This is a genomic window from Amphibiibacter pelophylacis (assembly GCF_037688875.1).
In the GTDB taxonomy this organism is placed as follows: Bacteria; Pseudomonadota; Gammaproteobacteria; order Burkholderiales; family Burkholderiaceae_C; genus Amphibiibacter; species Amphibiibacter pelophylacis.
Genome location: NZ_JAWDIE010000007.1, coordinates 1 through 26,416 on the forward strand (window position 1 = coordinate 1; position 26,416 = coordinate 26,416).

Below are 26,416 nucleotides of genomic sequence, written 5' to 3' on the forward strand. Positions count from 1 at the left end.
TTAGGACTGCGGCCGGGCTTTTTTCATCCGCCCTTACCCCACCACCCGCATCGAATAATCCACCGCACGCACATCTTTGGTCAGGCGGCCGATGCTGATGCGGTCGACACCGGTGGCGGCCAGTTCGGGCAGGGCGGACAGGCTGACGCCGCCCGAGCATTCCAGCAGCGCGCGTCCGGCAGTCTGGCGCACGGCGGCGCGCAGGGCCTCCGGGCGGAAGTTGTCCAGCAGCACGCTGGTGGCGCCTGCCGCCAGGGCTTCTTCCAGCTGGTCCAGGGTTTCGACCTCGATCTGGATGTCCACGCCCGCATCCAGCGCGCGCGCCTGCGCCATCACGGTGGCGATGCTGCCCGCTGCGGCGATGTGGTTTTCCTTGATGAGAATGCCGTGCCACAGCGCCAGGCGCTGGTTGTGGCCGCCGCCCACGCGCACGGCGTACTTCTGCGCCTGGCGCAGACCGGGCAGCGTCTTGCGCGTGTCCAGCACCAGGCACGGCGTGTCGCGGCCGGGCGCTCGGATGTTCTCTATAGCGCGCACATGCTGGCGCGTCAGCGTGGCGGTGGCGCTGAGGGTCTGCAGGAAGTTCAGGGCGCTGCGCTCGGCGGTGAGCAGGGCGCGGGCGTCGGCGGCAATCTCGCAGACCGTGTCGCCGGGCCCCATGTCAGCGCCCTCGGCGTGCTGCCAGAGCACCTGCGCCTGCGCGTCCAGCGCCAGCAGGCAGCCGTCGAACCAGGCTTTGCCGCACAGCACGGCCGCTTCGCGCACGATGACGCGGGCCTGCACGCGCTGCCCGGCAGGGACCAGCTGCGCCGTCCAGTCGCCGGTGCCCACGTCCTCCAACAGGGCGTCGCGGATGTTGCGGGCGCGGGCGGCGTCCAGGGTTTCGTTGTCCGGGGCGGGGGTCCAGGGGTGGCTCATCATCGTTTGCGGGCGCATCAGTGCGCCTCGTCCCAGTTGGCACCCACGCCGACTTCGGCGGTCAATGGCACGGCAAATTCCCCCTCGAAAGGCTGGATGGCGCCCATGATCTGCGGCAGGCGCTCGCGGGCCCAGGCCAGTTCGGCGTCGGGCACCTCGAAAACCAGTTCGTCGTGCACCTGCAGCAGCATGCGCGTGGCGCGCTGCTGGGCGCTGAGTTCGGCGTCCACGGCGATCATGGCCAGCTTGATCAGGTCAGCGGCCGTGCCCTGCAGCGGCGCGTTGATGGCCTGGCGCTCGGCAGCGGCCTTGCGCGGGCCGTTGCCGCCTTTGATGTCCGGCAGCCACAGGCGGCGCCCATACACGGTGCTGACATAGCCTTGCGCGGCGGCCTCCTGGCGCGCGCGGTCCATGTAGGCGCGCACGCCGGGGTAGCGGGCGAAATAGCGCTCGATGTAATCCTTGGCCGCGCCATTGGCGATGCCAAGCGCCCGCGCCAGGCCGAAAGCGCCCATGCCGTAAATCAGGCCGAAGTTGATGGTTTTGGCGTAGCGGCGCTGGTCGGCGCTGACCTCGTCCGGGCTGGCCACGCCGAAAATGTCGGCCGCCGTGGCGCGGTGGACATCAATGCCTTCGCGGAAAGCGCGCAGCAGCCCTGCATCCTGGCTGATGTGCGCCATCAGGCGCAGCTCGATCTGCGAATAGTCGGCGCTGAGCAGCACATGCCCGGGCCGGGCGACGAAGGCGCGGCGCACGCGGCGGCCTTCCGGCGTGCGGATGGGGATGTTCTGCAGGTTGGGCTCGTTGCTGGACAGCCGCCCCGTCACCGCCACTGCCTGCGAATAGCTGGTGTGCACGCGGCCGGTGTCCGGGTTGACCATGGCGGGCAGCTTGTCGGTGTAAGTCGATTTCAGCTTGGACAGCGAGCGATGCTGCAGGATCAGCGCGGGCAGCGGGTAATCTTCGGCCAGCTCCTGAAGCACCTCTTCGCTGGTCGAGGCGGCGCCGGTGGCGGTGCTTTTCTTCTGCGGCAGGCCCATGCGGCCAAACAGCACCTCGCCGATCTGCTTGGGGCTGCCCAGGTTGAAAGGGCCGCCGGCCTGCTCGTAAATCTGGCCTTCCAGCTGCGTCATGCGGGTGTGGAGATCGGCGCTCTGGCGCTGCAGCTCGGGCACGTCCAGGCCGATGCCGTCGCGCTCCATGCGCTGCAGCACGTCGGCCACGGGCAGCTCGATGCGGGTGTAAACCGCGTCCAGCGCCGCGTCGGCCTGAATCTGCGGCCAGAGCTGGCGGTGAACCTGCAGCGTGAAATCGGCGTCCTCGCAGGCGTACTGGCTGACCTGATCGACGGGCACACGCGCCAGCGGAATCTGTTTGGCGCCTTTGCCGCACAGGTCTTCGTAGCTCAGGCCCTGGCGGTTCAGGTGGCGCTGGGCCAGGCTCTCCAGACCGTGCGGGCGGTGGGCCTCCAGCACATAGCTTTCCAGCAGCGTGTCGTGCGCCCAGCCGCGAACGGTAATGCCGTGGTTGGCCAGGATGTGCGTGTCGAACTTGATGTTCTGCCCCACCTTGGCCGCGCCCGCGTCTTCCAGCCAGGGGCGCAGGCGCGCCAGTACGGCGTCGCGGTCCAGCTGCTGCGGCGCGGGCTGGTCCAGGCTGGGCTGTTCGTGCGCCAGCGGGATGTAGGCGGCGCGAACGATCTCGCCCCCGTCGCCAGAGCCGATCAGCGCCAGCGACAGCCCGACGACCTGCGCCTGCAGCGGATCCAGCCCGGTGGTTTCGGTGTCCAGCGCGGTCAGCGGACTGGCCTGGATCAGCGCCAGCCAGCGCGCCAGGGCCTCTTCGCTGTCCACCGTTTCGTACTGGCCGGGCAGCACGGGAACGGCTTCAAAGGATGTGCTGATCTGGCCAGACGCGGCAGGCGCAGGCGCGGCCGCGGAATCCCGGGATGATCCGGGCCCGATCTGCCCCTCCAGCTCGCGGCCCCAGGAGCGGAAACCATACTGGCGGTAAAAGCCCAGCAGCGCGTCCAGATCGGGCGCGTGCTGCTGCAGCGCCTCCAGCTGCGGCCAGCCCGGCAGGTGGGCGGACAGATCGCAGTCGCAGCGGATGGTGACCAGGCGGCGCGCCATGGGCAGCCAGTTCAGCGTGTCGCGCAAATTCTGGCCGACCACGCCGCCGATGCTTTCGGCCGCCGCCATGACGGCGTCCAGCGAGCCGTGTTCGGCCAACCACTTCACCGCCGTTTTGGGGCCGACCTTGGGCACGCCGGGAACGTTGTCCACCGCGTCGCCCACCAGGCTCAGGTAATCCACGATGCGCTCGGGCGGCACGCCAAACTTGGCCAGCACACCGGCCGCATCCAGCGATTCCTGGGTCATGGTGTTGAGCAGCGTCACCTCGGGCGTCACCAGCTGGGCCATGTCCTTGTCTCCGGTGGAGATCACCACGCGCGCGCCCAGCGCCTGTGCGCGCTGCGCCAGCGTGCCGATGACGTCGTCGGCTTCGACGCCCTCCACCTGCAGCAGCGGCCAGCCCATGATGCGCACCACCTCGTGGATGGGCGCGATCTGCTGCGCCAGATCCTCGGGCATGGACGGGCGGTGGCCTTTGTAATCGGGATACCAGTCGTCGCGGAAGGTCGGGCCTTTGGCGTCGAACACGCAGGCGGCCCAGCAGGCGGGCACCTGTTCGCGCAGGCGGCGCATCATGGCGATCAGGCCGTGGATGGCGCCCGTCGGGAAGCCGTCCCCGCTGCGCAGATCGGGCATGGCGTGGTAGGCGCGGTAGAGGTAGCTGGAGCCATCGACCAGCAGCAGCACGGGCTGCTCGCCGGTCGCGGACGAAAGGGCCTGGGGAGTTGAAGCGGACATGGGGCAGCGCCTGCAAAAATGGGCAAGGCCCGATTGTGCCGTGCCTTGGGCGGACCGCAGCGCCTTGCCTTATCATGCCCGCGCATGCATCAGGCTGGCCGAACCCGGCCCCACAGGAAGGATCCCATGAGCAGCCAGACCTCCCCCGCCGCAACGCCCTCGCAAAACGCCACGCGGCCCACGCCCGTCAGCATCCGCCACCTGCGCGAGATGCACGCCAAAGGCGAAAAAATCGCCATGCTGACCTGTTATGACGCCACCTTTGCGCGCCTGTTCAGCGACGCGGGCGTGCACAGCCTGCTGGTGGGCGATTCGCTGGGCATGGCGGTGCAGGGCCACGACAGCACCCTGCCCGTGTCGCTCGACGAAATGGTTTATCACACCCGCTGCGTGGCGCGCGCCCGCCCGCACAGCTGGCTGATCGCCGATCTGCCCTTTGGCGCCTACCACGACGACATGGCGCAGGCCGTTCGCAGCAGCGTGGCGCTGATGCAGGCGGGCGCGCAGATGATCAAGCTGGAAGGCGGCGGCTGGACCGCGCCAGCCGTGCGCGCCCTGGCCGAACGCGGCATTCCGGTCTGCGCCCACCTGGGGCTGACGCCGCAGAGCGTCCACGCCTTGGGCGGCTACCGCGTGCAGGGCCGCGAGCAGTCCGGTGCCGATCGCCTGGTGCGCGAAGCGCGCGAACTCTATGACGCGGGCGCCGCCCTGATGGTGCTGGAAGCCGTGCCCGGCACCGTCGCCCAGGCCGTGCGCGACGCTGTGCCCGATCTCGTCACCATCGGCATCGGCGCAGGCCCCGACTGCTCGGGCCAGGTGCTGGTAATGCACGACATGCTGGGCCTGACCCCCGGCCGACTGCCGCGCTTCGTGCGCAACTTCGGTGCCGATTTCCCCAGCGCCCAGGCCGCCACCCGCGCCTTCGTCACCGCCGTGGCCGACGGCAGCTTCCCGCAGGTGGGGATGCATACTTATTGATTTCATCCCACCCCGGCAGGAGTAAGCCTGCGCATCCAGAATAGCTGTGAAACCGTATCAATTCACAACGCTTCACTGGATCGCTGCTCATGTCACTGCTTTTTGCCCCCTGGACCCTCAGCCTGCTGGTGCTGGCGCTGTCATTTGGCGGCGTCTGGCTGTGGCAGCTGCGCTCGCGCAACGCGGGCATGGTCGATCCGGTCTGGGCGCTGTCGCTGGGCGCGCTGGCCCTGGTCCACGGCGTTTTTCAGGACGGCCACCCGCTGGCGCGTGCGCTGGTGGCGCTGGGCGGCGGCGTCTGGGGCCTGCGCCTGGGCCTGCATCTGTGGCGGCGCAACGCGGGTCAGCCCGAAGATGCGCGCTACACCCGTTTGCGCCAGGAATGGGGCGCGCAGGCCGATCTGAAAATGCTGGGCTTTTTTGGCGTGCAGGCGGTGGTGTCGCTGCTGCTGGCAATGGCTTTTGCGATTCCGGCTGGGCGTGAAACGGCGCCGGGCTTCGCCGCCGTGCTGCTGGCGCTGATTCTTTGGGGTGTGGCGGTGGGCGGCGAGGCGCTGGCCGACCGGCAGCTGCGCGATTTCGTCGCCCAGCCCGGCAGCAAAGGCCAGGTCTGCCGCGCCGGTCTGTGGCGTTACAGCCGCCATCCCAACTACTTTTTTGAATGCCTGCACTGGGTGGCCTACATCCCCCTGGCGGCAGGAACAGGCTGGACAGCCTGGCTGACCCTGCTGCCGCCGGTGCTGATGGCGTGGCTGCTGGTCAAGGTCTCCGGCCTGCCCATGCTGGAAGAGCATCTGGCGCGCAGCCGCCCCGGTTACGCGGAATATCAGCGCACCACCAGCGCACTCATTCCGTGGTGGCCCAAGCGCTGAGTGTTGACTCACCACCGCTGAGCGTTTTCACCCATAACAACAAGGAAATCCCCATGACGACAGACACCGACACCCGTATGCACGCCCCAGCGGCGGACAGCGCCCGCCGTCCCGACGCCGTCACCGCGGCCAACGCCGCTCAGGACGACGGATTTGTGATCCGCGCCTGCGAGCGGGGCTGGCTGCCCGACCCGCTGGTGCGTCTGGGGATGCGCCAGCTCATGCGCCAGCGCTTGCGCGACGAAGGTGCGGGCCAGCCCGCCCTGCGTCAGCAGAAGTGGCAGACGCTGCTGGCTGATCTGCGCTCCAGCCCCATCGCCATCGAAACCCAGGCCGCCAACGGGCAGCACTACGAGGTGCCCGCCGAATTTTTCCACGCCCACCTGGGGCCGCACCTGAAGTATTCCGGCTGCCTCTACCCCACCGGCAGCGAAAGCCTGGATCAGGCCGAAGCCGCCATGCTGGCGCTGTACGCGCAGCGCGCCCAGCTTCAGGACGGCCAGCGTGTGCTGGATCTGGGCTGCGGCTGGGGCTCGTTCTCGCTGTGGGCGGCGGCGCAGTTTCCGGGCTCGGAGATCGTCGGGCTGTCCAACTCGCACGGGCAGCGCGAATTCATCGAGGCGCAGGCGCGCGAGCGCGGTCTGAACAACCTGCGCATCGTCACCGGCAACATCGTCGATGTCGAACTGCCGCCCGAGGTGCTGCAGGGCGGCTTTGACCGCGTGGTGTCGGTCGAAATGTTCGAGCACATGAAGAACTACGGCCTGCTGCTGGCCAAAATTTCGCGCTGGATGAAGGACGACGCGCAGCTTTTCGTCCACATTTTTGCCCATCGCGAGCTGGCCTACCACTTCGAGGTGAACGGCGCCAGCGACTGGATGAGCAAGTACTTCTTCACCGGCGGCACCATGCCCTCGCTGGATCTGCTGGCGCAGTTTCAGGACGACCTGGCGCTGCAGGAGCAGTGGTGGGTGGACGGCACGCACTACGAGCGCACCGCCAACCACTGGCTGGAGCGCCTGGACGCGCGCCGCGCCGAACTCATGCCGCTGATGGTGCAGACCTACGGCGCCGACCAGGCCGCCGTGTGGTTCCAGCGCTGGCGCATGTTTTATATGGCCGTGGCCGAGCTGTTTGGCTACGCCGACGGCAGCGAATGGGGCGTGGCCCACTACCGCTTCCAGCCCCGCGCCGACCGTGCCAGCCGTACGGTCGCAGTGCCGGACGCAGCCTGAGCCATGTCCACCGCTGTGAGCCCTCTCCCGCCCGGACGCACCGCCTGGGCGCGCGCCGTGCGCAGCCACCCGCGTCTGCGCTCGGCGGCCTATTTTGTGCTGGGCCAGGCGACGTGGTTCGCGTGTGTGCTGAGCATCGCCCACGGCCAGCCGATCTGGGGTGCGTTGACTGTGCTCGTGCTGACCGTGCTGCATCTGGCCTGGCTGCCCAGCCCGGCCCGCGAGGTGCGCTTCCTGCTGGCCGCGACGCTGATGGGCGGTGTGTGGGAAACGCTGATGCTGCACACCGGCCAGTTCACTTACGCCGTGGCGCCGTCGCCAGCCGGGATCGTGCCCTGGTGGCTGCTGACGCTGTGGCTGATGCTGGCGCTGCAGGTGCAGGTGCTGCTGGACTGGCTCAAGGGCCGCTGGCTGCTGGCCGCGTTTTTTGGCGCGGTGGGCGGTGCGCTGTCCTTTCGCGGCGGGGCCGCGCTGGGCGCCGTGCGCTTCACCGACACGGCCACGGCGATGGCGCTGCTGGCCGCGGGCTGGCTGGTGCTGATGCCCGCGCTGCTGGCCCTGGCGCAGCGCTGGAACGGCCTGCAGCCCGCCTCGTCTTCCGATTCTGCCTGATCCCCATCCCGATCCCCTTTGACTGGAGACCGACCATGACTGCACCTGCCACCTCGATCGCCACTGCAACGCGAACCCCCCGCCCCGAGCGGTTTTTCTCCCTCTCGCGCCTCAAGCGCGCCCTGCTGCTGCCCGCCGCAGCGCTGACGCTGGGCCTGGCCGGCTGCACCAGCCTGCCGCAGGCGCCCGGCGCCAGTCAGCCGACCGGGCCGGTCGCGGTCGATCTGCCGCGCTACATGGGACGCTGGTATGTCATCGCCAACGTGCCTTATTTCGCCGAAAAAGGCATGGTGGGCAGCCGCTCGGAGTGGATCCTGCGCAGCGACGGCATCACGATCGACGATCACTACTACGGCCGCAGCAAGCGCTTCGATGCGCCGGAGGAACATCACCAGTTCCTGGACACCGTGGTTGAAGGCAGCGGCGGCGGCGAGTGGAGCGTCAAGCTCTGGGGCCCCATCCACGCGCGTCAGGTCACGCTGTGGGTCGATCCGCAGTACCGCTACACGCTGGTGGGCGTGCGCGGCACAAAGTGGGGCTGGGTTTTCTCGCGCGAACCGCTGATGGACGACGCCACCTACCAGTCGCTGCTCAAGCGCTTTGCGGCACTGGGCTACGACGCCAGCTCGTTCCGTCGCGTGCCGCAACGCCCCGAGGACATCGGCCAGCCGGGTTTCCAGAACCCCAATGACTGAGGTCGTTAAAGACTGACGGATTTCATCCGTTCTGAGCAGTTTGATGCAAAAACGCCAGCGCCCGAATAGAATCGGGCGCTGGCGTTGATGTTTTCGGGCCGCAATCCTGCAGACTGGCGTCAGGCTGCCATCGAATTGCCCATGAAAGTCGACCATTCAAACACCGAAGCGGGCGCGTTGGGCCGCTGGGGTTTGGGCATGGGGCGCAGGCCCCGGTGACGGGCGGGCTTATCCAGCTTTGGGGCGACAAGGGCCGCCTCATCGACCAGCCTGGACAGCGGATAGTTGCGCAGAAAGCCCAGACACAGGGCCGCGTAATCGCGCTCCAGCGGGTCGGTGGGGCCGGGCGTGACGGATTCGGGCTGGGGCTGCAGGTCGGTTTCGGTGGACACGCACTGGATGATGTCCCAGGCGTTCAGTTCGGCGATGGCGCGGGCCATGTGATAACCACCGCCCGGACCGCGCACCGAGAGCAGGATGCCGCCGACTTTGAGCATTTTGAGAAGGTTTTCGGCGTAGGACATCGACATACCGATATGCTGGGCCACATCCGAAATGGTGACAGGGCTGTGAGCAGGGGCTGAAGCAACCAGTGCGACAGCTTCCAGAGCGTGGCGTGCGCGGAGTGCAATCATGATTCTCTCACTTTGAGTGGCTTGAAGACCTTTAATCTACCACAAACCGACAAGAAGACACCATTAAATCTTTAACAGCCTTAGAATCCGTTGCAAAATCCACTCGAAATCATCCTGACATGAACCCAAGCTCGCCACTTCCTGAAACGACTCACCGCATCGGCGCCGTCTCGCAGGCCTGCGGTGTGCCCGTCAGCACCCTGCGCGTCTGGGAGGCGCGCTATCAGGCGTTCCAGCCGGTGAAAACCAGCGGAGGACACCGTTACTACCGGGATGAAGATGTTTTGCGTGCGCAGCTTTTGCGCAGGTTAACCGGCCAAGGCCACACCATCAGTCGCATCGCGCGGCTGGATGCGCAGCAGCTGGGCGCGCTGCTCTCGGGTCCGGCCGGTTTTGTGGCTCCGGCTGATGGGGGGGTCGAAGCCCCGCCGCTGCGCATCGCCGTGGTGGGCACCGCGCTGGCGGCCCGGCTGCAGTCGGCCGAGAGCGCACAGCACGGCAAGGCGGCCCCCTGGCGGCTGGAGGCGGTGTTTGACGATCTGGCGAGCGCCATGACAGCCGACTGGCCAGCGACGCCGCAAGTGCTGGTGGCGCACATCAACTCGCTGCACCGCTCGGCGCAGATCGAGCTGCAGCGGCTGATACAGACGCACGGCATTGCGCGCGGGGTGGTGGTGTACGGTTTTGGCCAGTCGCAGGCCGTCGAGGCGCTGCGTCAGGCGGGTCTGGTGGTGCGCCGCGAACCCGTGCCCGACGCCGATCTGCCCGGCCTGATCGACGCCGTGCGCGTGCCTGTTCCGCCCGATTCGTCGGCCGATCTGAGCCCGGGCTCGCCGATTCCGCCCCGGCGCTTCGACGACGCCACGCTGCAGCGCGTGGCCGAACAGGCCAGCGCCCTGCGCTGCGAATGCCCGCGCCATGTCGCCGACCTGCTGCGCATGCTGGGCAGTTTCGAGCAGTACAGCCACGACTGCCTGAGCGCCAGCCCGCTGGACGCCGACCTGCACGGCCACCTGCTCGCCGTCACCGGCGCCGCCCGCGTCATGTTCGAAAACGCCCTGCAACGCCTGGCCGAGCACGAGAATTTTCCGCTGGAGTGATGAGGGATCAACCGGCTGTTTTCATTCGCTGCAATGCAGCCTCATATACGGCATTCCTGTCACGCCGACCGACGGCGATGACCGTGACGAAAAGCACGTCACCGTCCACGCGGTAGATCAGGCGATAGCCCACCTGCCGCAACTTGATTTTGTAACAGCCTGGCATGCCCGCAAGTGCGCTCGCTGGCTGATGGGGGTTCTGCAGGCGCTCGAGAAGTTTTTTCTTCAGCGGCACCTTGATGCTGCCGTCCAGACGCTGCCAATCGTGCAGCGCCAGGACGTGGAAGCGCAGCTTAAAGATCATCGGGGTGAACTTCTGCGAAAGGCCCGCTGGCCCTTTCACGGACCAGACGGGCGTCATCCATGTCGTCCAGATGCTGAAGCAGTTGCTCGAAACAGGCCGCAGGCACAAGATAGGCCTCAGGCCGGTTGTGGTTGAGCACGGCTACCGGCTCGTTCTCAGCCTGCGCCAGAATGCTGGCGTAATTGCGCTTGAGTTCGGTGACGCTGACACTGCGTCGGCTCAGAACAGTTTCCATGAAAACCCCATAATTGACATTAAATAAACATCAATTTTGACATCTTTTGTGGAAACCGGGGCGGCTGCATCGCATCAGCTCTCGAACACCCCCGACATGGGGCAAATGCTCACGCCTTCTTGTGCTCCTGCGCCTGCTTGAGCAGCGTTGCCGCGTCGCTGACGTCAAAGGCGCCGGGCGCCTCGTTGTTCAGCGCGACGATGCGGCCATCGTCGATCAGCATCGAGTAGCGGTTGCTGCGCAGGCCCAGACCGCGCGAGGTCAGATCCAGCGTCAGGCCGGTGGCTTTGGCGAAATCGGCGCTGCCGTCGCCCAGCATGCGGATCGCGCCACCGACTTTCATGTCCTCGCCCCAGGCGTTCATCACGAAAGCGTCGTTGACGCTGACGCACCAGATTTCGTCCACGCCGGCCGCACGCAGCTCGTCCGCCAGCTCGACATAGCCCGGCGCGTGCTTGGCCGAGCAGGTGGGTGTGAAAGCGCCCGGCACAGCGAACAACGCGATGCGCTTGCCCTTGGCCTCGTCAGCGGTGCTGAACGGGTTGGGGCCCAGGGTGCAGCCCTCGCGGGCCTCGTTGATGTACTCGGCAATCGTCACGGCCGGCAGGGAGTCGCCCACTTGAATCATGGCAGTCCTTTCTGAGGAGGAAATAAAGTGAATGAAATCAACAAAGCCCGTGCAGTGTAGTCACAGCCGGGTGGCACTTTCTGTCTGGGGCTTTGCGGGGCCCGCAGCCATCCAGCCCGGCAGCGGCGCGTCGCCCATCAGGAAAGCGCTGCTGCTGTGCGCGGCGTCCTGCACGTCGTCCCACAGCGTGCGCACGCGCGCCAGCGCCAGGCGCTCGGGGCTGGCGACCAGCCAGAACTGGCGCACCACGTGCACCGCCTCGGGCAGCACGGGGATCAGATCGGCGTAGCTGCTGGCCATGAAACAGGGCAGCACCGCGATGCCCTGCCCCTGACGCGCCGCGTGCAGCTGGGCGACCACACCGGTGCAGCGCAGCGGCACCGCGGCGCCCGGGGCCAGACCATCCAGGTAGCGCAGCTCGGCGCTGAAGACCAGTTCGTCCACATAGCCGATGAAGCGGTGCGCGGCCAGATCAGCCGGACTGCGCAGCGGCGGGTGCGACGCCAGGTAGCCTGCCGTGGCGTAGGCGCGCAGGCGGTAGTGGCACAGCGGCTGGCGCACCCAGCGGGTGCTGGACGGCGGCTCCAGGCAGACGGCCAGATCGGCCTCGCGCTGGCTGAGGTTGACCGTGCGCGGCAGCGCCAGCAGATCGACCCGCAGGCCGGGATGGCGCTCGCAGAAATCGGCCAGACGCGGCGCCAGAAAGTAGGCGCCCAGGCCTTCGGTCGAACCCAGCCGCACCTGGCCGGTCAGCGCGCTGGCATCGCCGCCCAGATCGGCCTGCGCCAGCAGCAGCGCGGCCTCGACGCGCTCGGCCGATTCCAGCAGGCGCTGTCCGGCCGCCGTCAGTGCATGGCCGCGCGGCGAGCGCGTCAGCAGCGCGCTGCCCAGCTGGGCCTCCAGGCGGCGCAGCCGACGGCTGACGGTGGAGTGATCCAGCCCCAGCGGCCCAGCCGCCTCCAGCGCCGAAGCGTGGCGCGCCACGGCCAGAAAAATGCGCAGGTGATCCCAGTCCAGCTGCGCCAGCCCGGGTGCCGTGGAGGCCGAGGGGGCCGATGCTGCCGTACCAGCCCCGGAGCTTTGCTTTTTTGCCATCACTATTGGATTAAATCGGCTCAGGGTTTGCATGATTGCATGAATTGCTGAGGCTGTCAGACTGCCGGTGTGACACAGAACCTGCCCAAAAAATCAACCGGAGACCGCCCATGACCCCTTCCTTCATCCGTCCCGCGCTGCGCCCCGTGGCCGCAGCCGCCGTGGCTGCCGCCGCCCTGCTGTGCAGCCCGGGCGCGCAGGCGCAGTACTCCGACAACCTGATCCGCATCGGCGTGCTGACCGACATGTCCGGCCCCTATTCCGACATGGGCGGCGGCGGATCGGTAGCGGCCGCGCGCATGGCCGTCGCCGACTGCCTGCAGGCCGAGTGCAAGGGGCTGACCATTGACGTGATCTCCGCCGACCACCAGAACAAGGCTGACATCGCCGCGACCAAGGCGCGCGAGTGGCTGGACCGCGACAAGGTCGACGCCTTGGCCGACCTGACCAATTCGGCCGGCGCCCTGGCCGTCCAGAAGGTCATCAAGGAACGCGGCGGCGTAGCCCTGTACAGCGGCCCGGCCACCACCAAACTCACCAACGAGGATTGCGCACCCAACGGCTTTCACTGGATGTTCGACACCTACTCGTCGGCCTCCGGCACCGCCGCCGCGCTGACCCGGGCGGGCGACAAGAGCTGGACCTTCCTCACCGTCGATTACGCCTTCGGTCATTCGCTGGAAAAAGAGGCCGGCGAGGTCGTCAAGGCCAACGGCGGCACGGTGCTGGGCTCGGTGCGCCACCCGCTCAACGCCAGCGATTTCTCGTCCTTCCTGCTGCAGGCGCAGTCCACCAAGGCGCAGGTGATTGGCCTGGCCAACGGCGGGCAGGACACGGTCAACGCGATCAAGGCCGCGCGCGAGTTCGGCATCGGCAGCGGCAAGGACCAGAAGGTTGCGGCGCTGCTGCTGTTTCTGACCGACGTTCGCGCCATGGGCCTGCCGACCGCGCAGGGGCTGATCTTTTCGGACGGCTTTTACTGGGACCGTGACGATGCGGCGCGGCAGTTTTCGGCGCGCTTCGAGAAGCAGTACAAAGGCCTGAAGCCGACCATGGTCCAGGCCGGGGTGTATTCCAGCGTGCTGCACTACCTGCGCTCGGCCGCCGCCGCCAAAACAGACGACTGGAAGGCCGTGTCGCAGAAGATGCGCGAGCTGCCGATCAAGGATCCCGTCATGCTGAACGCCAGCATCCGCCCGGACGGCCGCGTCATCCACGACATGCAGCTCTACCAGGTGAAAAAGCCCGACGAATCCAAAGGCCCGTGGGATTACTACAAGCTCATCACCAACATCCCTGCCCAGCTGGCCTTCAAGCCGCTGAAAGATTCGACCTGCCCGCTGGTCAAAAACTGACAGGAAAACGCCATGTCCAACATCCCCACCCTGGCCCACTTCATCGGTGGCAAGGCCCACCCGTCCACCAGCACGCGCCTGCACGACGTGACCAACCCGGCCACGCAGGAGGTCGTCGCCCGCGTGCCCTTCGCCACGCCTGAAGAGGTTGATCACGCCGTAGCGACCGCCGTGGCCGCCTTCCGCACCTGGCGCAACACGCCGCTGGGCCAGCGCATGCGCATCATGCTGCGCTTCCAGCACCTGCTGCGCGAGCACACCGCCGAGCTGGCGCAGCTCATCACCCGCGAGCACGGCAAGACGCTCCCCGACGCCGAAGGCGAGGTGGCGCGCGGCCTGGAAGTCGTCGAGCACGCCTGCTCCATCACCAGCCTGCAGCTGGGCGACATCGCCGAAAACGCCGCCACGGGGGTCGAGGTCTACAACCTGCTTCAGCCCATCGGCGTGGGCGCGGGCATCACCGCCTTCAACTTCCCGGTGATGCTGCCCTGCTTCATGTTCCCGCTGGCCATCGCCTGCGGCAACACCTTCATCCTGAAACCGTCCGAGCAGGATCCCAGCAGCACGCTTCGCCTGGTCGAACTGGCGCACGAGGCCGGGGTGCCACCCGGCGTGATCGGCGTGATCCACGGCGGCGTCGAGGTGGCGCAGCAGATCTGCGATCACCCGGACATCAAGGCGCTGTCATTCATCGGCTCGACCCACGTCGGCACACAGATCTACCAGCGCGCCAGCGCGGCGGGCAAGCGCGTGCAGTCCATGATGGGCGCCAAAAACCACTGCGTCATCCTGCCCGATGCGCCGCGCGAACAGGCCATCAACAACCTGATCGGCTCGGCTTTTGGCGCCGCCGGACAGCGCTGCATGGCCAATTCGGTGCTGGTGCTGGTCGGCCAGGCCGCCTCCTGGCTGGACGAGATCGTGCAGAAATCGGCGGCTCTCAAGGTCGGCCCCGGCAGCGACCGCAGCGTGGACGTCGGCCCTCTGGTCAACCCGGCCGCACGCCAGCGCGTGCTGCGCCTGATCGACAGCGGCGTCCCCGACGGCGCCACCCTGCTGCTGGACGGCCGCGCCTGCAGCGTGCCCGGCTACGAGAAGGGCAACTTCGTCGGCCCGACGATTTTCTCGAACGTGAAGCCCGGCATGGCGATTTACGACCAGGAAATCTTCGGCCCGGTGCTGTGCGTGGTCTGCGTGGACACGCTGGACGAGGCCATCGCCTTCGTCAACGCCAACCCCAATGGCAACGGCACCTCGATTTTCACGTCCAGCGGCTGGGCGGCGCGCAAGTTCCAGAACGAGATCGATGTCGGCCAGGTCGGCATCAATGTGCCGATTCCGGTGCCCGTGGCCTACTTCAGCTTCACGGGATCGCGCGCGTCCAAGCTGGGCGACCTTGGGCCCAACGGCAAGCAGGCCATCAGCTTCTGGACGCAGACCAAAACCGTCACCGCCCGCTGGTACGAGCCGGGCGAGGCCGGTGTGGGCGGCGTCAACACCACCATTTCGCTGAAATAAGGAGCCCACCATGGACATCGCATTCATCGGCCTGGGCAATATGGGCCTGCCCATGGCGCTCAACCTGCAAAAAGCCGGACACCGCGTGCGCGGGCTGGATCTGGCCCCGGCGCAGGTCGAGGCGCTGGTCGCGGCGGGCGGCGAAGCAGCACGGGACATCGCCCACGCCGTCCAGGGCGCGCAGGCGGTTTTCACCATGCTGCCCGCGTCAAAGCATGTCGAGCGTGTGTGGCTGGGCGAGGACGGCGTGCTGGCGCACGTGGCACCGGGCACGCGGGTGGCCGACTGCTCGACCATCGCGCCCGAGGTGGCGCGGCGTGTGGCGCAGGCTGCGGCGGGCCAGGGCCTGGCGCTGATCGACGCGCCCGTATCGGGCGGCACCGGCGGCGCGCAGGCCGGCACGCTGACCTTCATGGTCGGCGGCGACGAAACCGCGCTGACCGCGATGCGCCCACTGCTAGAAGCAATGGGCCGCAACATCTTCCACGCCGGGCCGTCAGGCTGCGGCCAGACGGTCAAAATCTGCAACAACATGCTGCTGGGGATCCTGATGATAGGCACCAGCGAAGCGCTGAACCTGGGCATCGCCAACGGCATGGACCCGAAAGTGCTCTCCAGCGTGATGGCGCAAAGCTCGGGCCGCAACTGGGCGCTGGAGGTCTACAACCCCTGCCCCGGCGTCATGGACAGCGCCCCGGCCGCGCGCGGCTACAGCGGCGGCTTCGGTGTGGACCTGATGCGCAAAGACCTGGGCCTCGCCGTCGAAAACGCCCTGGCCAGCGGCGCCGCCGTGCCGCTGGGCGCCCTGGCCCGCAGCCTTTACGACCTGCACAGCCAGGCCGGAAATGGCGCGCTGGATTTCTCGAGCGTGTTTGGGATGCTGGGGAAGAAGGGGTGAAGCGGCAAGCCGGTCGCTGGACACGCTGGCTCTGCGGCCAGCGATTGCACAATCAGGCGGTTATTGCTATCATTTTCAGATGAACAGCAGACATCGCAAGACACTCGAAGCGATTTTTGCTGATCCAGTCAACGGCAACCTGGTCTGGGCGCGCATTGAATCGCTGCTGGTAGCCATGGGCTGCACCGTGATTGAAGGTGCGGGCTCTTCAGTCACCTTCAGCCATGGGGGTTTCAGGGCTACGTTTCACCGCCCGCACCCCGAAAAAGAAGCTTTGCGCTACCGCGTCAAGGCCGTCCGCGATTATCTGGACCGTCTGGGAATCCATCCATGAACAACACGATGAGCTACCGGGGCTACACCACGAACCTGGTTTTCGACACCGAGGACAAAATCATCGTCGGCCGGGTTCTGGATATTGACGACATCATCACTTTCCACGCTGAATCTGTGGCGGAGTTTGAAACCCATTTTCACTGCGCCATCGACGATTACATCGCTGCCTGCGAACAGTCCGGCAGCAGTCCGGAAAAGCCCGCTAGCGGCAGGCTGATGCTGCGCCTCGCCCCCCAGGTTCACGCGGCCGCCCTCAAAGCGGCGGCCCGCCATGGCACCAGCCTGAACAAGTGGGCTGAGCAGGTTTTAAGCACCGCCAGCAAACCCGGCTCACCGCGCCCGACCTGACAAAATGAATGCCCCATCCCTTACCCCGCTATTCGCCTTCAAAGCCTGGAGCAATGCCGAGCTTTTCGCCCTGCTGGCCGCCCTGCCGCCGGAAAAGGCCGACACGCTGCACACCTGCATTCGCACGCTGAACCACATCTATGTTGTGGACCGGATTTTCCGGGCGCACCTCAGTGCTGAAACCGTGCCGTTTGACGCCACCAACACCCGCGACACGCCCACGCTGGCCTAGCTGCACAGTGATGTCGCGACCACTGACGCGTGGTATGTCGAGCATGTCGGTGCACTCACGCCCGAGGCACTGGCGCAGCGCCTGGCCTTCACCTTCACCGACGGCGAGCGCGGCAGCATGACGCGCGAGGAAATGCTGCTGCACATCATCACGCACGGCAGTTACCACCGGGGCAATGTCGGGCAGATGCTCAAATCCATCGGCATGAACCCGCCGCGCGATCTCTACACCCGTTTTTTGCATGCGGTGGAGCCGCAGCGGCGGGATGCCTGAGCCCCCGGGAAATCAGGACGCTTCCCGATCACAGCTCACGCAGCGCTGACCGCAATCCCAGATGTGTTACAAAAGGATCAAAATCCCGGCCGCTGTACAGCAGCGGGAGGTTTTTCGCGATGCACCCCGTGGCAATCAGGGTGTTCATCGTTTTGCGCACCGTGATGCCCAGTCCGCGCAAGGTTCTGAAGTGAAGGGCGGCCTGGATGGCCATCGCCTCGCCCCCGAGGTCCATCACCTCCAGCATGGCCAGCAGCGAACGCGCCTGACTGAAATCGCGCTCTGAGACAAAGCCCTGCAGTACCTCGGTCAGGATCAGATCACCGACACACAGCAGCTCATGTCCCAGCAGAGCGTCCAGAAGCTCGGTTTGCGGCGTGACGGTGTTTCGGAAATAGTCGATCCAGACACTGGAATCAACCAAGATCACCGGTCGGTCCGCAGAACCGGGCAGCAGCCGGAAAACCCGCGCCTTACAGTCCCAGCGCCAGCTCAAACGCCTGCGCGACCGCGCGGCGGGCGTCCAGGCCGCTGGCGTCTTTGACGCCGCCGATCAGGTGCGGCATGACGCCCAAGCGGGTCAGTTCGGTGTGCAGCGCGCTGTGCGGCACCTGGCCCGCGCACAGCACGATGGTGTCTGCGGGCAGGTGCTGGCTCTCGGGCGCATCGCCCACCCGCACCCAGATGCCCTGCTCGTCGATGCGCTCGTACTGCACGCCGGTCAGCATTTTCACGCCGTGCTGGCGCAGCGCGGCGCGGTGAATCCAGCCCGTGGTCTTGCCCAGATCGGCGCCCATGCGCGTCGATTTGCGCTGCAGCAGCGTGATGTCGCGCAGCGGCTCGGGCGGCACGGCTTCGGTCAGGCCGCCGACGTGCGTCACGGGCGAGGCAATGCCCCACTCGCGCTGCCAGGCCTCCAGATCGACCGAGGGCGAGCGCCGACCGATATCCGTCCCCACGGCCAGATATTCGGCCAGATCGAAACCGATGCCGCCCGCGCCAACCAGCACCACACGCTGGCCCACGGGCAGGCCGTCGCGCAGGACGTCGATGTAGCTCAGCACGTGCGGCAGCTCCTGGCCCGGGATTTTCGGATCGCGCGGCAGCACGCCCGTGGCCAGCACGATGTGATCAAACTTGCCCTGGACCAGCTCCTGCGCGCTGACCGGGTGGTCCAGCAGCACATGCACGTCCAGCTGCGCGAGCTGGCGCGTGAAGTAGCGCAGCGTCTGGTGGAATTCTTCCTTGCCCGGGATGCGCCTGGCCATGTTGAACTGGCCACCGATCTGGCTGCTGGCCTCGTAGAGCGTGACCTGGTGGCCGCGCCGCGCCAGCTCGGTGGCCGCGGCCAGGCCCGCCGGGCCAGCACCCACCACGGCCACGGTGCGGGGCTGGGTGACCGGACGAATCGGCATCAGGGTTTCGTGGCAGGCGCGCGGGTTGACCAGGCAGGAGGCGATTTTCTGCTCGAAAACGTGGTCCAGGCAGGCCTGGTTGCAGGCGATGCAGGTGTTGATGTCGCCGCTGCGACCTTCAAAGGCTTTGCGCACGAACTGCGCATCGGCCAGGAAAGGCCGCGCCAGGCTGACCATGTCGGCGTACTGCTGCGAGAGCAGCGCCTCGGCCACCTCGGGCGCGTTGATGCGGTTGCTGGCGATGACCGGCGTGGCGAACCCGGCCGCGTGCAGCGCCTGGCGGAAATCGCGCGTCACCGGCGCGAACGCCGCGCGCGGCACGCTGGTGGCGATGGTCGGCACGCGCGATTCATGCCAGCCTATGCCGCTGTTGATCAGGCTGGCGCCCGCCTGCGCCACGCCCACGCCCAGCGCCAGCGTGTCTTCCCAGGTGCTGGCGCCGGGCACCAGATCAAGCAGGGACAGGCGGTAGATCAGGATGAAATCGGGGCCGACGGCTTCGCGCGTGCGCTGCACGATCTCCAGCGCGAAGCGGCGGCGGTTTTCCGGGCTGCCGCCCCAGGCGTCGGTGCGGTGGTTGGTCGCGGGGGCCAGGAACTGGTTGATCAGATAGCCCTCGCTGCCCATGATCTCGACGCCGTCGTAGCCCGCGTCGCGGGCGAGCTGGGCGCAGCGCACGAAGGCCTTGATCTGCGCCTGCACCTGGCGGGCGCTGAGCTCGTGCGGCTTGAAGGGCGAAATCGGCGCCTGCAGTGGCGAAGGCGCCACGGCCAGCGGGTGAAAGGCGTAACGCCCGGTGTGCAGGATCTGCAGCGCGATCTTTCCGCCCTGATCGTGCACCGCGCGGGTCAGCGTGCGGTGGCGCGGTACGCCCCAGCGCGAACTCAGGCGCCCCGAAAACGGCTTGACCCAGCCGCGCATATTGGGCGCGTAGCCGCCCGTGACCATCAGCGCCACGCCACCGGCTGCACGCTCGGCGTAAAACGCCGCCAGGCGCTCCGTGTGCTTGGACGAATCCTCCAGACCCGTGTGCATGCTGCCCATGAGGATGCGGTTTTTCAACCGCACCGGCCCCAGATCGAGCGCGGAAAACAGCGCGGGATACTGCGCGTGCGGCGCATCGGGGGCAGAAGGCTCGTCGGCGAAGGCGGGCGTGTCGGTCATGGCGAAGGCAGCGACGGAGGACGAAAGCCCATGTGCAGGCCTGCGGCGGTCGTTGCGGGTAAAATTGCGGGTTATCCCGAACCTGGCGCAGCCAGAATCGTCCGGGTCGAGCAGACATTCTCCCTCACTTTTAACGTCCCACCATGAGCGCATATTTCGACGAGCAGGTTCTTGAAGTCCACCACTGGACCGACCGGCTGTTCTCCTTCAAGACCACCCGCAACCAGGCGCTGAAGTTCTCCAACGGCCACTTCACCCTCATCGGCCTGCCGACTGAAAACCGCCCCATCGTGCGCGCCTACAGCATCGCCAGCGCCAACTACGAAGAGCACCTGGAGTTCCTCTCCATCAAGGTGCCCGACGGCCCGCTGACCAGCCGCCTGCAGCACATCATGCCCGGCGACACCATCGTCGTGGGCAAAAAGCCCACCGGCACGCTGCTGATCGACTACCTGCTGCCAGGCAAGCGCCTGTACCTGTTCTCGACCGGCACGGGCCTGGCGCCTTTCATGAGCGTGATCCGCGATCCCGACACCTACGAGAAGTTCGAGCAGGTCATCCTGGTTCACGGCGTGCGCGAGGTGAACGAGCTGGCCTACCGCGATTACCTCACCACCGAGCTGCCGCAGCACGAGTTCCTGGGCGAGATGATTTCGCAGCAGCTGCGCTACATCCCCACCGTGACGCGCGAACCCTTCCCCACCCAGGGCCGCATCACCGAGCTCATCGCCGACGGCCGCCTGGCGCAGCTGGCGGGCGCCCCGGCGCTCAATCCCGAGGAAGACCGTGTGATGATCTGCGGCAGCGCCGACATGCTGCGCGATCTGAAGATCATGATGGAAGAACGCGGTCTGCCCGAAGGCAACACCACCACGCCCGGCGCCTTCGTGATCGAGCGCGCTTTCGTAGGCTGACCTGTGGGCGGAACTACCGGCTGCACAATCGGCTGATCGCGGACCCTTAACTCCAGGAGAAGACCATGGCCACGAAGAAAAAAGCGGCAGTGAAAGCCCCCGCCACGCTGGCGGGCGGCATCTCGATCGGCATCGACGCCAAAGACCGCGAGGCGATTGCCGGTGCGCTCAACGGCCTGCTGGCCGACACTTTCCGGCTCTATCTGACGACGCACAACTTCCACTGGAACGTCACCGGCCCGATGTTCAACACGCTGCACACCATGTTCATGGAGCAGTACACCGAGCTGTGGAACGCAGTGGACCCCATCGCCGAGCGCATCCGCGCCCTGGGCTTGCCCGCCGCCGGTTCGTTCGAGGCTTACAGCCGCCTGTCCAGCCTGCACGACGCCCCGGCCACCACGCCCAAGGCGCGCGAGATGATCCGTGTGCTGGTCGATGGCCACGAGGCCGTGGCGCGCACCGCCCGCACCATCTATCCGCTGGTCGAAAAGGCCAGCGACGAGCCCACGGCCGATCTGCTGACGCAGCGCCTGGACGTGCACGAAAAAACCGCCTGGATGCTGCGCTCGCTGCTCGAAGACTGACGTACTGGCCGCCCGCAGGCGGTCACAGCCCCGTTGGCGCCTGCGCGGTGGGCGCGTCCGGCGTGCCGTACAGACGGCGGACGAACTCCAGGTGCGCTTCGGCGGCACGGCGCGCACGCAGCGGTTCGCGCGCCAGAATGCCGTCGCGGATGGCCGCGTGCTGGCCGATCAGATCGTCCTGCAGCGTCCGCGAATCCTGAACCAGCTGGTGCGCGTTGGCCATCGCGCCCTGCACCAGGGCGTGCAGGCTGCCCAGCACGTGCTGGATGGCGAAGTTGCGCGTGGCTGCCGCGATTGCCAGATGGAAATCAGCATCGTGGCGGGCGCGGTCGGCTTCGGGCACGCGCTGTTCCCAGTCGCGCCACATCACATCAAAGGCCTTCGAGATGCGCGCGCGATCCTCGTCGGTAGCGCGCCGCGTGGCCAGCTCGGTGGCCGTGCCTTCTAGTGCCATGCGCAGCTCCAGCACATCCAGCACCGCCTGCGGACGCTGCAGCATCAGGCGCACCAGCGGGGAGGTGATCTCCTGGTGACCCAGATCGGACACCGTCATGCCGCCGCGACCGCGCGAGCTGATGAATCCATCGGCCTGCAGCCGCACCAGCGCCTCGCGCAGCAGTGCCCGCGACACGCCCATCTGCTCGGCCAGGTCGCGCTCGGGCGGCAGCCGTTCGCCGGGCTGCAGGTGGCCCTGGGCAATGGCGGCCTGGATCTGCTCGCACACCGCCTCGGAGAGGCTGTGGCGGCTGTCGGCCTGAACGGGGGTGAAACTCATGTCGATGGCACAATAATTGGTCTGACCGCAGGAAAACCTGACACATTCTAGTAGCCTCAAGTCCCGATTGCTCCTGCGGCCGCACCGCCTGCGGCACCAGGACATACCCTGAGACACCGACCCGGCCTCCAGGCCACCCACACCGCAAAGGATTCATCATGGATTGCACCGTCACCTGGACCGGCGCCAGCGGCGCCCGATCGGGCATGGGCTTTGTCGCCGAAACCGGCAGCGGCCACATCGTCGCCATGGACGGCGCGCCCGATGCCGTCCGCCCCGAAAACGGTGGCCGCAACCAGGCCGCCCGGCCCATGGAGCTGCTGCTGGCGGGCCTGGGCGGCTGCTCATCCTACGACGTGGTGCTGATCCTCAAACGCGGCCGCCACAAGGTGGAGGGCTGCAGCGTGGACATCCAGGCCGAGCGCGCCGAAACCGATCCCAAAATCTTCACCCGCATCAACATGCATTTCCGGGTGAAAGGCGACGTGCCCGCCGCCGCCATCGAGCGCGCCATCGCCATGAGTCACGAAAAATACTGCTCGGCCAGCATCATGCTGGGGCAGATGGCCGAAATCACCACCAGCTTCGCGCAGGAATAAAGCCCAGGAAGGGGCTCGCAGCCCGGGTCTTTGAACGCCGGGTTTTGCGTAAAAAACGTTGCCGCGTTAAAATGCGTGCTTCGTGACGCTTTTGCGCTCATTTAACGGCCAATTTTCAGCATTCTGCTGACTGCACTTTTGTCTGTGCTTCAGGCCCGATTTCCCGGAGATTTCCCATGGTATTTCGCATCGCTGTGGTGCTGGTTGCGACGTTTGTCGCTCTGGGCGTTTTCGCCCCGGGCACGCTGTCCACCGGCGTGAACGCCGCCCTGGCTTTTTCACTGGACCGCTTTGGCTGGTTCTATCTGCTGACCATGCTGGGCTTTCTGGCCTTTGCCGGCTTTCTGGCCTTCAGCCGCTACGGCAACATCCGCCTGGGCGGTGAGGATGCTGAACCCGATTATTCGACCCTGAGCTGGTTCGCCATGCTGTTCGCGGCCGGCATGGGCATCGGCCTCGTCTTTTACGGCGCCGCCGAGCCCGTGTCGCACTACGCCGCGCCGCCCGCCGGGCTGGACGCGCAGACCACCATGGCCGCGCGCGAGGCCATGCGTTACACCTTCTTCCACTGGGGCCTGCACCCCTGGGCGGCCTACGCCATCGTGGCGCTGGCACTGGCTTACACGCAGTTCAACCTGAAACGCCCGGCGCTGATCTCCAGCGCGCTGATTCCCCTGCTGGGCGAGAAACGCATCGCCAGTGGCTGGGGCCAGGCCATTGACATCCTGGCGATCGTCTGTACGGCCTTTGGTGTGGCTACCTCGCTGGGCCTCGGTGCCGCGCAGATCGCCACCGGCCTGAAAAGCGTCTGGGGCGTGGACAACGGCAGCACCACACAGCTCATCATCATCGTCGTGGCCACACTGGCCTTCCTGGTCTCGGCGATGACGGGCGTGGCCAAGGGCATCCAGTGGCTGTCCAACATCAACCTGGCGCTGGCCGCGCTGGTGGCCGCCATCCTGCTGATCGTCGGCCCGACCTTCTTCATCCTGGAAACCTTCACCACCACGCTGGGCGGTTACCTGAACAACCTGATCGCGCAGAGCCTGCGCCTGACGCCTTTCTCGGGCAACAGCTGGGCCAAGGACTGGACGGTGTTTTACTGGGCCTGGTGGATCACCTGGTCGCCCTTCGTCGGCCTGTTCATCGCCAACATTTCACGCGGCCGCACGCTGCGCGAGTTCGTCATCGGCGTCATGCTGGTGCCCACGCTGGTCAGCTTCGCCTGGTTCTCGATTTTCGGTGGCACGGCGCTGTCGCAGATCCTGGCGGGCAACACGGGCCTGATCGCTGCCGTGCAGGCCGACATGTCCAGCGCCCTGTTCAGCCTGTTTGCCAGCCTGCCCGCAGCGGGCGTGCTGTCGGTGATGGCGGTGATTCTGCTGCTGGTCTTTTTCGTGACCTCGGCCGATTCGGCCACCTTCGTGCTGGCACAGCTGTCCAGCCGCGGCGTGGGTGCGCCGCCCAACAGCCACAAGCTGGTCTGGGGCCTGCTGATCGCTGCCGTGGCGGCCGTGCTGCTGATGTCTGGGGGGCTGAAGGCGCTGCAGACCATGGTCATCGTCACCGCCCTGCCCTTCGCGGTGCTGATGATCGGCCTGTGCGTCAGTCTGCTGCGCAGCCTGCGCGCCGATCTGCGCGCCACCACGCTGCGCGAACAGCGCCGCCGCGCCAAGGTGGATGAGCTGCTGACGCGCTGAGCCGCGCAGCCACGCTGACAGACCCAGGTGCTGGGCAGGCCTGTGCGGTCGCTCTGCCATATGATCAGTTTCATCGATCAAATGAAAGATCGGCCGCATGTGCACCGTACCCATCACGCCCTGCAGCCCGAGTGGCCGGGCCCGCAGGGACACCCCCCTGCCGGGTGCCGGTCTGGAAAACATCATCCAGCATGTCAGCGAAGCCAGCCCGCTGGAGCGGGTCCAGCTGGAGCGCGAAGGGGTCGAGGGCCAGTACCTGTACGACCTGTCTGACCGCCTGGGCATGCCCGCCGGGCGGCTGTTCTCGCTCCTGAAAATCCCTCCTTGCCACGGCCCACTGCAAAAAAGCGCCCGGCGCTGTCGTGGAAGGCCGCCCCAGCATCGCCGCGCTGGGGCCGCCAAGGCGCCCGGCCGCTGGAACGACAGGGGCGAGCCCGTGGTCTACACCGCCATTCACCCCGGTCTGGCCGTTCTGGAAACCGCCGCCAGCGCCGAAGAAGAAAGCGCCGCGCTCATCAACCCCCGGCATCCTGCGGCGGCCGCCATCCGCGCCCGGGTGATCCGGCCGTTTGTGTTTTCGGATCTTTTTCGGGGGTAAGAGCCCCGAAGATGCAGCCGCACCGCGCTACGCCGCATCCAGCAAAAACTCGACCTTGACGGCATCGAACGGAAACACAATTCCGCCCCCTTCAGCCCGGTCCAGAATGCCCGCGTTCAGCAGGGCTGTGATATCGGTGTGAACCGCCTTGACATCGCGCCCGGCGCGGCGGGCGGCCTCACGGATCGACATGGAGCCTGCGCCACACAGAACTTTCAGAAGCTGCCAGCGCTTCGCCGTGAGAACCTGCCACAGCAGTTCCGGGCTGGCGAAGCTGATGCGGGCGGCGCGTTCGGGTCTGCCGCCCTGCCACAGGCAGGCAAAGTTCGCCATCGCTTCTTCGGGGGGACGAACCTCAAGAATGACTGTTTTCATTGTTCCACCTCTCAATGTCTTTCTGGAAGTCGGCCATCAGCCGCTCGGGCGTGCTGAAGGTGTCAGGGGTTTCGGTGTCGCCAAAGTGGCGGTGATCGCCCTTTCCGACTTCGTTGTCGTAACGCACCACGCACGCAGCATCCACGACATACGCCAGCCGGTACTTGAATCCATGGACCGAACCCGGCACTGGCGCGGGCACCTGCCAAAGCACCAGCTCGGAAAATGAGTTCGCCGCATAGACGATCCGCGTTCGCGCGATGAGTGTGGCCTTCATGATGGTGATGATGACAAGCTGATGCCGCGTTGTCAACAACTCCAACACCTTGAACTCGCCCTGCGCGGGACACCGCCCCTCTACCGCAATCCCCGCAGCACGCAAAGCCGTTGCCCAGAATTCATACAGTTATTTCGGTATTTACCGAAATTGCCTATACTAGCGAAATTCCCGAGCCAGACTGTAGGAGATTGTTCATGAAGGCCAGCGACGAAGACACCCTCCCCGCAACCGCTGCGGTGGTCACCGGCCCCGCCAGCAGCCATCGCAGCGACACCATCAGCCCTCCGGCCCAAGAGCCCGAGTACGGCCTGACGCCCTTTGTCGCGCGCTTCGTGACGCACTTCGGCGAGATGGGCAGCCGCTGGGGCATCAACCGCACGGTGGGGCAGATTTACGCCTACATCTTCGTGTCGCCGCAGCCGGTGCACGCTGAGGACATCGCGCAGACGCTGGGCTTTTCGCGCTCCAACGTCAGCGTGGCGCTGCGCGAGCTGCAGTCGTGGGGGCTGGTCAGCCTGCGCCACACACCGGGCGACCGGCGCGACCACTTTGCGCCCATCGGTGACGCCTGGACGACGTTCCTGCAACTGGCGCAGGAGCGGCGGCGGCGCGAGGTCGACCCGACACTGTCCATGCTGCGCGACGCGCTGATGCAGCGTGTGGACGGCACCGCCGACAGCCACGCGCAGGAGCGCATGAGCGACATGCTGGAAGTGATCGAACAGATCACCTCCTGGTTTGACGAGATGCAGTCCATGGATCAGCAGACTTTGAGCCGTCTGATGAAAATGGGTACTGCAGTACGCAAGGCGCTGGATTTCACACAGAAACTGCTGCCCGGCGACCGGCGCAGCCAAGCGGAGTAGAAC

General features: G+C 66.6%; 31 protein-coding genes. 19 read left to right on the forward strand and 12 right to left on the reverse strand.

The features are described 5' to 3' along the window. Positions 1-33: 33 nt before the first annotated feature. The gene (gene nadC / locus RV045_RS05620; RefSeq protein ID WP_423234801.1) at positions 34-936 is read right to left on the reverse strand and encodes a carboxylating nicotinate-nucleotide diphosphorylase; all 903 of its coding nucleotides are present in this window, start codon (positions 934-936) and stop codon (positions 34-36) included. Further along, complete coding sequence (polA, locus tag RV045_RS05625; protein WP_423234802.1) at positions 936-3,791, reverse strand: DNA polymerase I; 2,856 nt, start codon at positions 3,789-3,791, stop codon at positions 936-938. The genes nadC and polA overlap by 1 nt, the downstream gene beginning before the upstream one ends. 126 nt (positions 3,792-3,917) lie before the next feature. On the opposite strand from polA, the gene panB reads away from it, so the two are divergent. The 5 genes from panB to RV045_RS05650 all read left to right on the forward strand — a co-directional run bounded on the left by panB (position 3,918) and on the right by RV045_RS05650 (position 8,183). Next, positions 3,918-4,769: a 3-methyl-2-oxobutanoate hydroxymethyltransferase gene (gene panB / locus RV045_RS05630; RefSeq protein ID WP_423234803.1), complete on the forward strand. Its 852-nt coding sequence runs from the start codon at positions 3,918-3,920 to the stop codon at positions 4,767-4,769. A gap of 89 nt (positions 4,770-4,858) precedes the next feature. Then, positions 4,859-5,641 carry a DUF1295 domain-containing protein gene (locus RV045_RS05635; protein ID WP_423234804.1) on the forward strand — a complete coding sequence of 261 codons (783 nt, stop codon included), beginning with the start codon at positions 4,859-4,861 and terminating at the stop codon, positions 5,639-5,641. Between the two features lie 77 nt (positions 5,642-5,718). Then, a complete protein-coding gene (locus RV045_RS05640) occupies positions 5,719-6,876 on the forward strand; it encodes an SAM-dependent methyltransferase (RefSeq protein WP_423234931.1) in 1,158 nt (385 codons plus the stop codon). A gap of 3 nt (positions 6,877-6,879) precedes the next feature. After that, positions 6,880-7,488 carry a DUF2878 domain-containing protein gene (locus RV045_RS05645; protein WP_423234805.1) on the forward strand — a complete coding sequence of 203 codons (609 nt, stop codon included), beginning with the start codon at positions 6,880-6,882 and terminating at the stop codon, positions 7,486-7,488. Between the two features lie 35 nt (positions 7,489-7,523). Then, on the forward strand, positions 7,524-8,183 hold the full coding sequence (locus tag RV045_RS05650; protein ID WP_423234806.1) for a lipocalin family protein: 660 nt from the start codon (positions 7,524-7,526) through the stop codon (positions 8,181-8,183). 119 nt (positions 8,184-8,302) lie between these two features. On the opposite strand, the gene RV045_RS05655 is transcribed toward RV045_RS05650, so the two are convergent. Beyond that, positions 8,303-8,818, reverse strand: a complete 516-nt coding sequence (locus RV045_RS05655; protein WP_423234807.1) for an RrF2 family transcriptional regulator — start codon at positions 8,816-8,818, stop codon at positions 8,303-8,305. Between the two features lie 119 nt (positions 8,819-8,937). On the opposite strand from RV045_RS05655, the gene RV045_RS05660 reads away from it, so the two are divergent. Beyond that, positions 8,938-9,918 (forward strand): MerR family transcriptional regulator, encoded by a 981-nt coding sequence (locus tag RV045_RS05660; RefSeq protein WP_423234808.1) that lies wholly within the window; start codon positions 8,938-8,940, stop codon positions 9,916-9,918. 7 nt (positions 9,919-9,925) lie between these two features. Here the strand turns inward: RV045_RS05660 and RV045_RS05665 are convergent, their stop codons facing one another. The 4 genes from RV045_RS05665 to RV045_RS05680 form a co-directional block, all read right to left on the reverse strand. After that, entirely contained in the window at positions 9,926-10,222 is a 297-nt protein-coding gene (locus RV045_RS05665; RefSeq protein WP_423234809.1) for a type II toxin-antitoxin system RelE family toxin, read from the reverse strand. Continuing rightward, entirely contained in the window at positions 10,212-10,457 is a 246-nt protein-coding gene (locus RV045_RS05670) for a type II toxin-antitoxin system Phd/YefM family antitoxin (protein WP_423234810.1), read from the reverse strand. Before RV045_RS05670 ends, RV045_RS05665 begins: the two co-directional genes overlap by 11 nt. A 109-nt stretch (positions 10,458-10,566) precedes the next feature. Next, positions 10,567-11,085: a peroxiredoxin gene (locus tag RV045_RS05675; RefSeq protein ID WP_423234811.1), complete on the reverse strand. Its 519-nt coding sequence runs from the start codon at positions 11,083-11,085 to the stop codon at positions 10,567-10,569. 60 nt (positions 11,086-11,145) lie between these two features. Then, a complete protein-coding gene (locus tag RV045_RS05680; RefSeq protein ID WP_423234812.1) occupies positions 11,146-12,180 on the reverse strand; it encodes a LysR family transcriptional regulator in 1,035 nt (344 codons plus the stop codon). A 110-nt stretch (positions 12,181-12,290) separates the two neighbouring features. Here RV045_RS05680 and RV045_RS05685 point away from each other — a divergent pair, with 110 nt between their 5' ends. The 7 genes from RV045_RS05685 (at position 12,291) to RV045_RS05715 (ending at position 17,140) form a co-directional block, all read left to right on the forward strand. Beyond that, positions 12,291-13,535 carry an ABC transporter substrate-binding protein gene (locus RV045_RS05685; protein WP_423234813.1) on the forward strand — a complete coding sequence of 415 codons (1,245 nt, stop codon included), beginning with the start codon at positions 12,291-12,293 and terminating at the stop codon, positions 13,533-13,535. Between the two features lie 12 nt (positions 13,536-13,547). Further along, the gene (locus tag RV045_RS05690) at positions 13,548-15,053 is read left to right on the forward strand and encodes a CoA-acylating methylmalonate-semialdehyde dehydrogenase (RefSeq protein WP_423234814.1); all 1,506 of its coding nucleotides are present in this window, start codon (positions 13,548-13,550) and stop codon (positions 15,051-15,053) included. A gap of 10 nt (positions 15,054-15,063) precedes the next feature. Next, positions 15,064-15,951: a 3-hydroxyisobutyrate dehydrogenase gene (gene mmsB / locus RV045_RS05695; protein WP_423234815.1), complete on the forward strand. Its 888-nt coding sequence runs from the start codon at positions 15,064-15,066 to the stop codon at positions 15,949-15,951. Between the two features lie 79 nt (positions 15,952-16,030). Next, on the forward strand, positions 16,031-16,285 hold the full coding sequence (locus tag RV045_RS05700; protein WP_423234816.1) for a type II toxin-antitoxin system HicA family toxin: 255 nt from the start codon (positions 16,031-16,033) through the stop codon (positions 16,283-16,285). Positions 16,286-16,293: 8 nt separating this feature from the next. Then, positions 16,294-16,635, forward strand: coding sequence for a type II toxin-antitoxin system HicB family antitoxin (locus tag RV045_RS05705; RefSeq protein ID WP_423234817.1), 342 nt, complete (start codon positions 16,294-16,296; stop codon positions 16,633-16,635). Positions 16,636-16,639: 4 nt separating this feature from the next. Then, positions 16,640-16,867 (forward strand): hypothetical protein, encoded by a 228-nt coding sequence (locus RV045_RS05710; RefSeq protein ID WP_423234818.1) that lies wholly within the window; start codon positions 16,640-16,642, stop codon positions 16,865-16,867. Positions 16,868-16,948: 81 nt separating this feature from the next. Continuing rightward, the gene (locus RV045_RS05715) at positions 16,949-17,140 is read left to right on the forward strand and encodes a DinB family protein (RefSeq protein WP_423234932.1); all 192 of its coding nucleotides are present in this window, start codon (positions 16,949-16,951) and stop codon (positions 17,138-17,140) included. A 28-nt stretch (positions 17,141-17,168) separates the two neighbouring features. Here RV045_RS05715 and vapC read toward each other — a convergent pair whose 3' ends face one another. Further along, complete coding sequence (gene vapC, locus RV045_RS05720) at positions 17,169-17,570, reverse strand: type II toxin-antitoxin system VapC family toxin (RefSeq protein ID WP_423234933.1); 402 nt, start codon at positions 17,568-17,570, stop codon at positions 17,169-17,171. Positions 17,571-17,613: 43 nt separating this feature from the next. After that, positions 17,614-19,719: an NADPH-dependent 2,4-dienoyl-CoA reductase gene (locus RV045_RS05725; RefSeq protein ID WP_423234819.1), complete on the reverse strand. Its 2,106-nt coding sequence runs from the start codon at positions 19,717-19,719 to the stop codon at positions 17,614-17,616. Between the two features lie 143 nt (positions 19,720-19,862). Between RV045_RS05725 and RV045_RS05730 the strand changes: the two genes are divergently transcribed. Together RV045_RS05730 and RV045_RS05735 are read left to right on the forward strand one after the other, a co-directional pair. After that, complete coding sequence (locus RV045_RS05730) at positions 19,863-20,633, forward strand: ferredoxin--NADP reductase (protein WP_423234820.1); 771 nt, start codon at positions 19,863-19,865, stop codon at positions 20,631-20,633. 65 nt (positions 20,634-20,698) lie between these two features. After that, positions 20,699-21,220: a Dps family protein gene (locus tag RV045_RS05735; protein ID WP_423234821.1), complete on the forward strand. Its 522-nt coding sequence runs from the start codon at positions 20,699-20,701 to the stop codon at positions 21,218-21,220. 22 nt (positions 21,221-21,242) lie between these two features. Here the strand turns inward: RV045_RS05735 and RV045_RS05740 are convergent, their stop codons facing one another. Further along, complete coding sequence (locus RV045_RS05740; protein WP_423234822.1) at positions 21,243-21,995, reverse strand: FadR/GntR family transcriptional regulator; 753 nt, start codon at positions 21,993-21,995, stop codon at positions 21,243-21,245. Between the two features lie 158 nt (positions 21,996-22,153). On the opposite strand from RV045_RS05740, the gene RV045_RS05745 reads away from it, so the two are divergent. The 3 genes from RV045_RS05745 (at position 22,154) to RV045_RS05755 (ending at position 24,892) form a co-directional block, all read left to right on the forward strand. Beyond that, on the forward strand, positions 22,154-22,594 hold the full coding sequence (locus RV045_RS05745) for an OsmC family protein (RefSeq protein WP_423234823.1): 441 nt from the start codon (positions 22,154-22,156) through the stop codon (positions 22,592-22,594). 176 nt (positions 22,595-22,770) lie between these two features. After that, positions 22,771-24,294 carry a BCCT family transporter gene (locus tag RV045_RS05750; protein ID WP_423234824.1) on the forward strand — a complete coding sequence of 508 codons (1,524 nt, stop codon included), beginning with the start codon at positions 22,771-22,773 and terminating at the stop codon, positions 24,292-24,294. 97 nt (positions 24,295-24,391) lie between these two features. Next, on the forward strand, positions 24,392-24,892 hold the full coding sequence (locus RV045_RS05755) for an RES domain-containing protein (protein ID WP_423234825.1): 501 nt from the start codon (positions 24,392-24,394) through the stop codon (positions 24,890-24,892). Positions 24,893-24,919: 27 nt separating this feature from the next. Here the strand turns inward: RV045_RS05755 and RV045_RS05760 are convergent, their stop codons facing one another. Together RV045_RS05760 and RV045_RS05765 are read right to left on the reverse strand one after the other, a co-directional pair. Continuing rightward, entirely contained in the window at positions 24,920-25,267 is a 348-nt protein-coding gene (locus RV045_RS05760) for an HVO_A0114 family putative DNA-binding protein (RefSeq protein ID WP_423234826.1), read from the reverse strand. Then, a complete protein-coding gene (locus tag RV045_RS05765; protein WP_423234827.1) occupies positions 25,248-25,544 on the reverse strand; it encodes a toxin-antitoxin system TumE family protein in 297 nt (98 codons plus the stop codon). The genes RV045_RS05760 and RV045_RS05765 overlap by 20 nt, the downstream gene beginning before the upstream one ends. Positions 25,545-25,741: 197 nt before the next feature. Between RV045_RS05765 and RV045_RS05770 the strand changes: the two genes are divergently transcribed. Next, entirely contained in the window at positions 25,742-26,413 is a 672-nt protein-coding gene (locus RV045_RS05770; RefSeq protein WP_423234828.1) for a GbsR/MarR family transcriptional regulator, read from the forward strand. Positions 26,414-26,416 lie beyond the last annotated feature (3 nt).

Bases quoted from the DNA above. Each gene is read 5' to 3' on its own strand.
- nadC (WP_423234801.1), bottom strand. From the start codon at position 936: ATGCGCCCGCAAACGATGATGAGCCACCCCTGGACCCCCGCCCCGGAC.
- polA (WP_423234802.1), bottom strand. From the start codon at position 3,791: ATGTCCGCTTCAACTCCCCAGGCCCTTTCGTCCGCGACCGGCGAGCAG.
- panB (WP_423234803.1), top strand. From the start codon at position 3,918: ATGAGCAGCCAGACCTCCCCCGCCGCAACGCCCTCGCAAAACGCCACG.
- RV045_RS05635 (WP_423234804.1), top strand. From the start codon at position 4,859: ATGTCACTGCTTTTTGCCCCCTGGACCCTCAGCCTGCTGGTGCTGGCG.
- RV045_RS05640 (WP_423234931.1), top strand. From the start codon at position 5,719: ATGCACGCCCCAGCGGCGGACAGCGCCCGCCGTCCCGACGCCGTCACC.
- RV045_RS05645 (WP_423234805.1), top strand. From the start codon at position 6,880: ATGTCCACCGCTGTGAGCCCTCTCCCGCCCGGACGCACCGCCTGGGCG.
- RV045_RS05650 (WP_423234806.1), top strand. From the start codon at position 7,524: ATGACTGCACCTGCCACCTCGATCGCCACTGCAACGCGAACCCCCCGC.
- RV045_RS05655 (WP_423234807.1), bottom strand. From the start codon at position 8,818: ATGATTGCACTCCGCGCACGCCACGCTCTGGAAGCTGTCGCACTGGTT.
- RV045_RS05660 (WP_423234808.1), top strand. From the start codon at position 8,938: ATGAACCCAAGCTCGCCACTTCCTGAAACGACTCACCGCATCGGCGCC.
- RV045_RS05665 (WP_423234809.1), bottom strand. From the start codon at position 10,222: ATGATCTTTAAGCTGCGCTTCCACGTCCTGGCGCTGCACGATTGGCAG.
- RV045_RS05670 (WP_423234810.1), bottom strand. From the start codon at position 10,457: ATGGAAACTGTTCTGAGCCGACGCAGTGTCAGCGTCACCGAACTCAAG.
- RV045_RS05675 (WP_423234811.1), bottom strand. From the start codon at position 11,085: ATGATTCAAGTGGGCGACTCCCTGCCGGCCGTGACGATTGCCGAGTAC.
- RV045_RS05680 (WP_423234812.1), bottom strand. From the start codon at position 12,180: ATGGCAAAAAAGCAAAGCTCCGGGGCTGGTACGGCAGCATCGGCCCCC.
- RV045_RS05685 (WP_423234813.1), top strand. From the start codon at position 12,291: ATGACCCCTTCCTTCATCCGTCCCGCGCTGCGCCCCGTGGCCGCAGCC.
- RV045_RS05690 (WP_423234814.1), top strand. From the start codon at position 13,548: ATGTCCAACATCCCCACCCTGGCCCACTTCATCGGTGGCAAGGCCCAC.
- mmsB (WP_423234815.1), top strand. From the start codon at position 15,064: ATGGACATCGCATTCATCGGCCTGGGCAATATGGGCCTGCCCATGGCG.
- RV045_RS05700 (WP_423234816.1), top strand. From the start codon at position 16,031: ATGAACAGCAGACATCGCAAGACACTCGAAGCGATTTTTGCTGATCCA.
- RV045_RS05705 (WP_423234817.1), top strand. From the start codon at position 16,294: ATGAGCTACCGGGGCTACACCACGAACCTGGTTTTCGACACCGAGGAC.
- RV045_RS05710 (WP_423234818.1), top strand. From the start codon at position 16,640: ATGAATGCCCCATCCCTTACCCCGCTATTCGCCTTCAAAGCCTGGAGC.
- RV045_RS05725 (WP_423234819.1), bottom strand. From the start codon at position 19,719: ATGACCGACACGCCCGCCTTCGCCGACGAGCCTTCTGCCCCCGATGCG.
- RV045_RS05730 (WP_423234820.1), top strand. From the start codon at position 19,863: ATGAGCGCATATTTCGACGAGCAGGTTCTTGAAGTCCACCACTGGACC.
- RV045_RS05735 (WP_423234821.1), top strand. From the start codon at position 20,699: ATGGCCACGAAGAAAAAAGCGGCAGTGAAAGCCCCCGCCACGCTGGCG.
- RV045_RS05740 (WP_423234822.1), bottom strand. From the start codon at position 21,995: ATGAGTTTCACCCCCGTTCAGGCCGACAGCCGCCACAGCCTCTCCGAG.
- RV045_RS05745 (WP_423234823.1), top strand. From the start codon at position 22,154: ATGGATTGCACCGTCACCTGGACCGGCGCCAGCGGCGCCCGATCGGGC.
- RV045_RS05750 (WP_423234824.1), top strand. From the start codon at position 22,771: ATGGTATTTCGCATCGCTGTGGTGCTGGTTGCGACGTTTGTCGCTCTG.
- RV045_RS05755 (WP_423234825.1), top strand. From the start codon at position 24,392: ATGTGCACCGTACCCATCACGCCCTGCAGCCCGAGTGGCCGGGCCCGC.
- RV045_RS05760 (WP_423234826.1), bottom strand. From the start codon at position 25,267: ATGAAAACAGTCATTCTTGAGGTTCGTCCCCCCGAAGAAGCGATGGCG.
- RV045_RS05765 (WP_423234827.1), bottom strand. From the start codon at position 25,544: ATGAAGGCCACACTCATCGCGCGAACGCGGATCGTCTATGCGGCGAAC.
- RV045_RS05770 (WP_423234828.1), top strand. From the start codon at position 25,742: ATGAAGGCCAGCGACGAAGACACCCTCCCCGCAACCGCTGCGGTGGTC.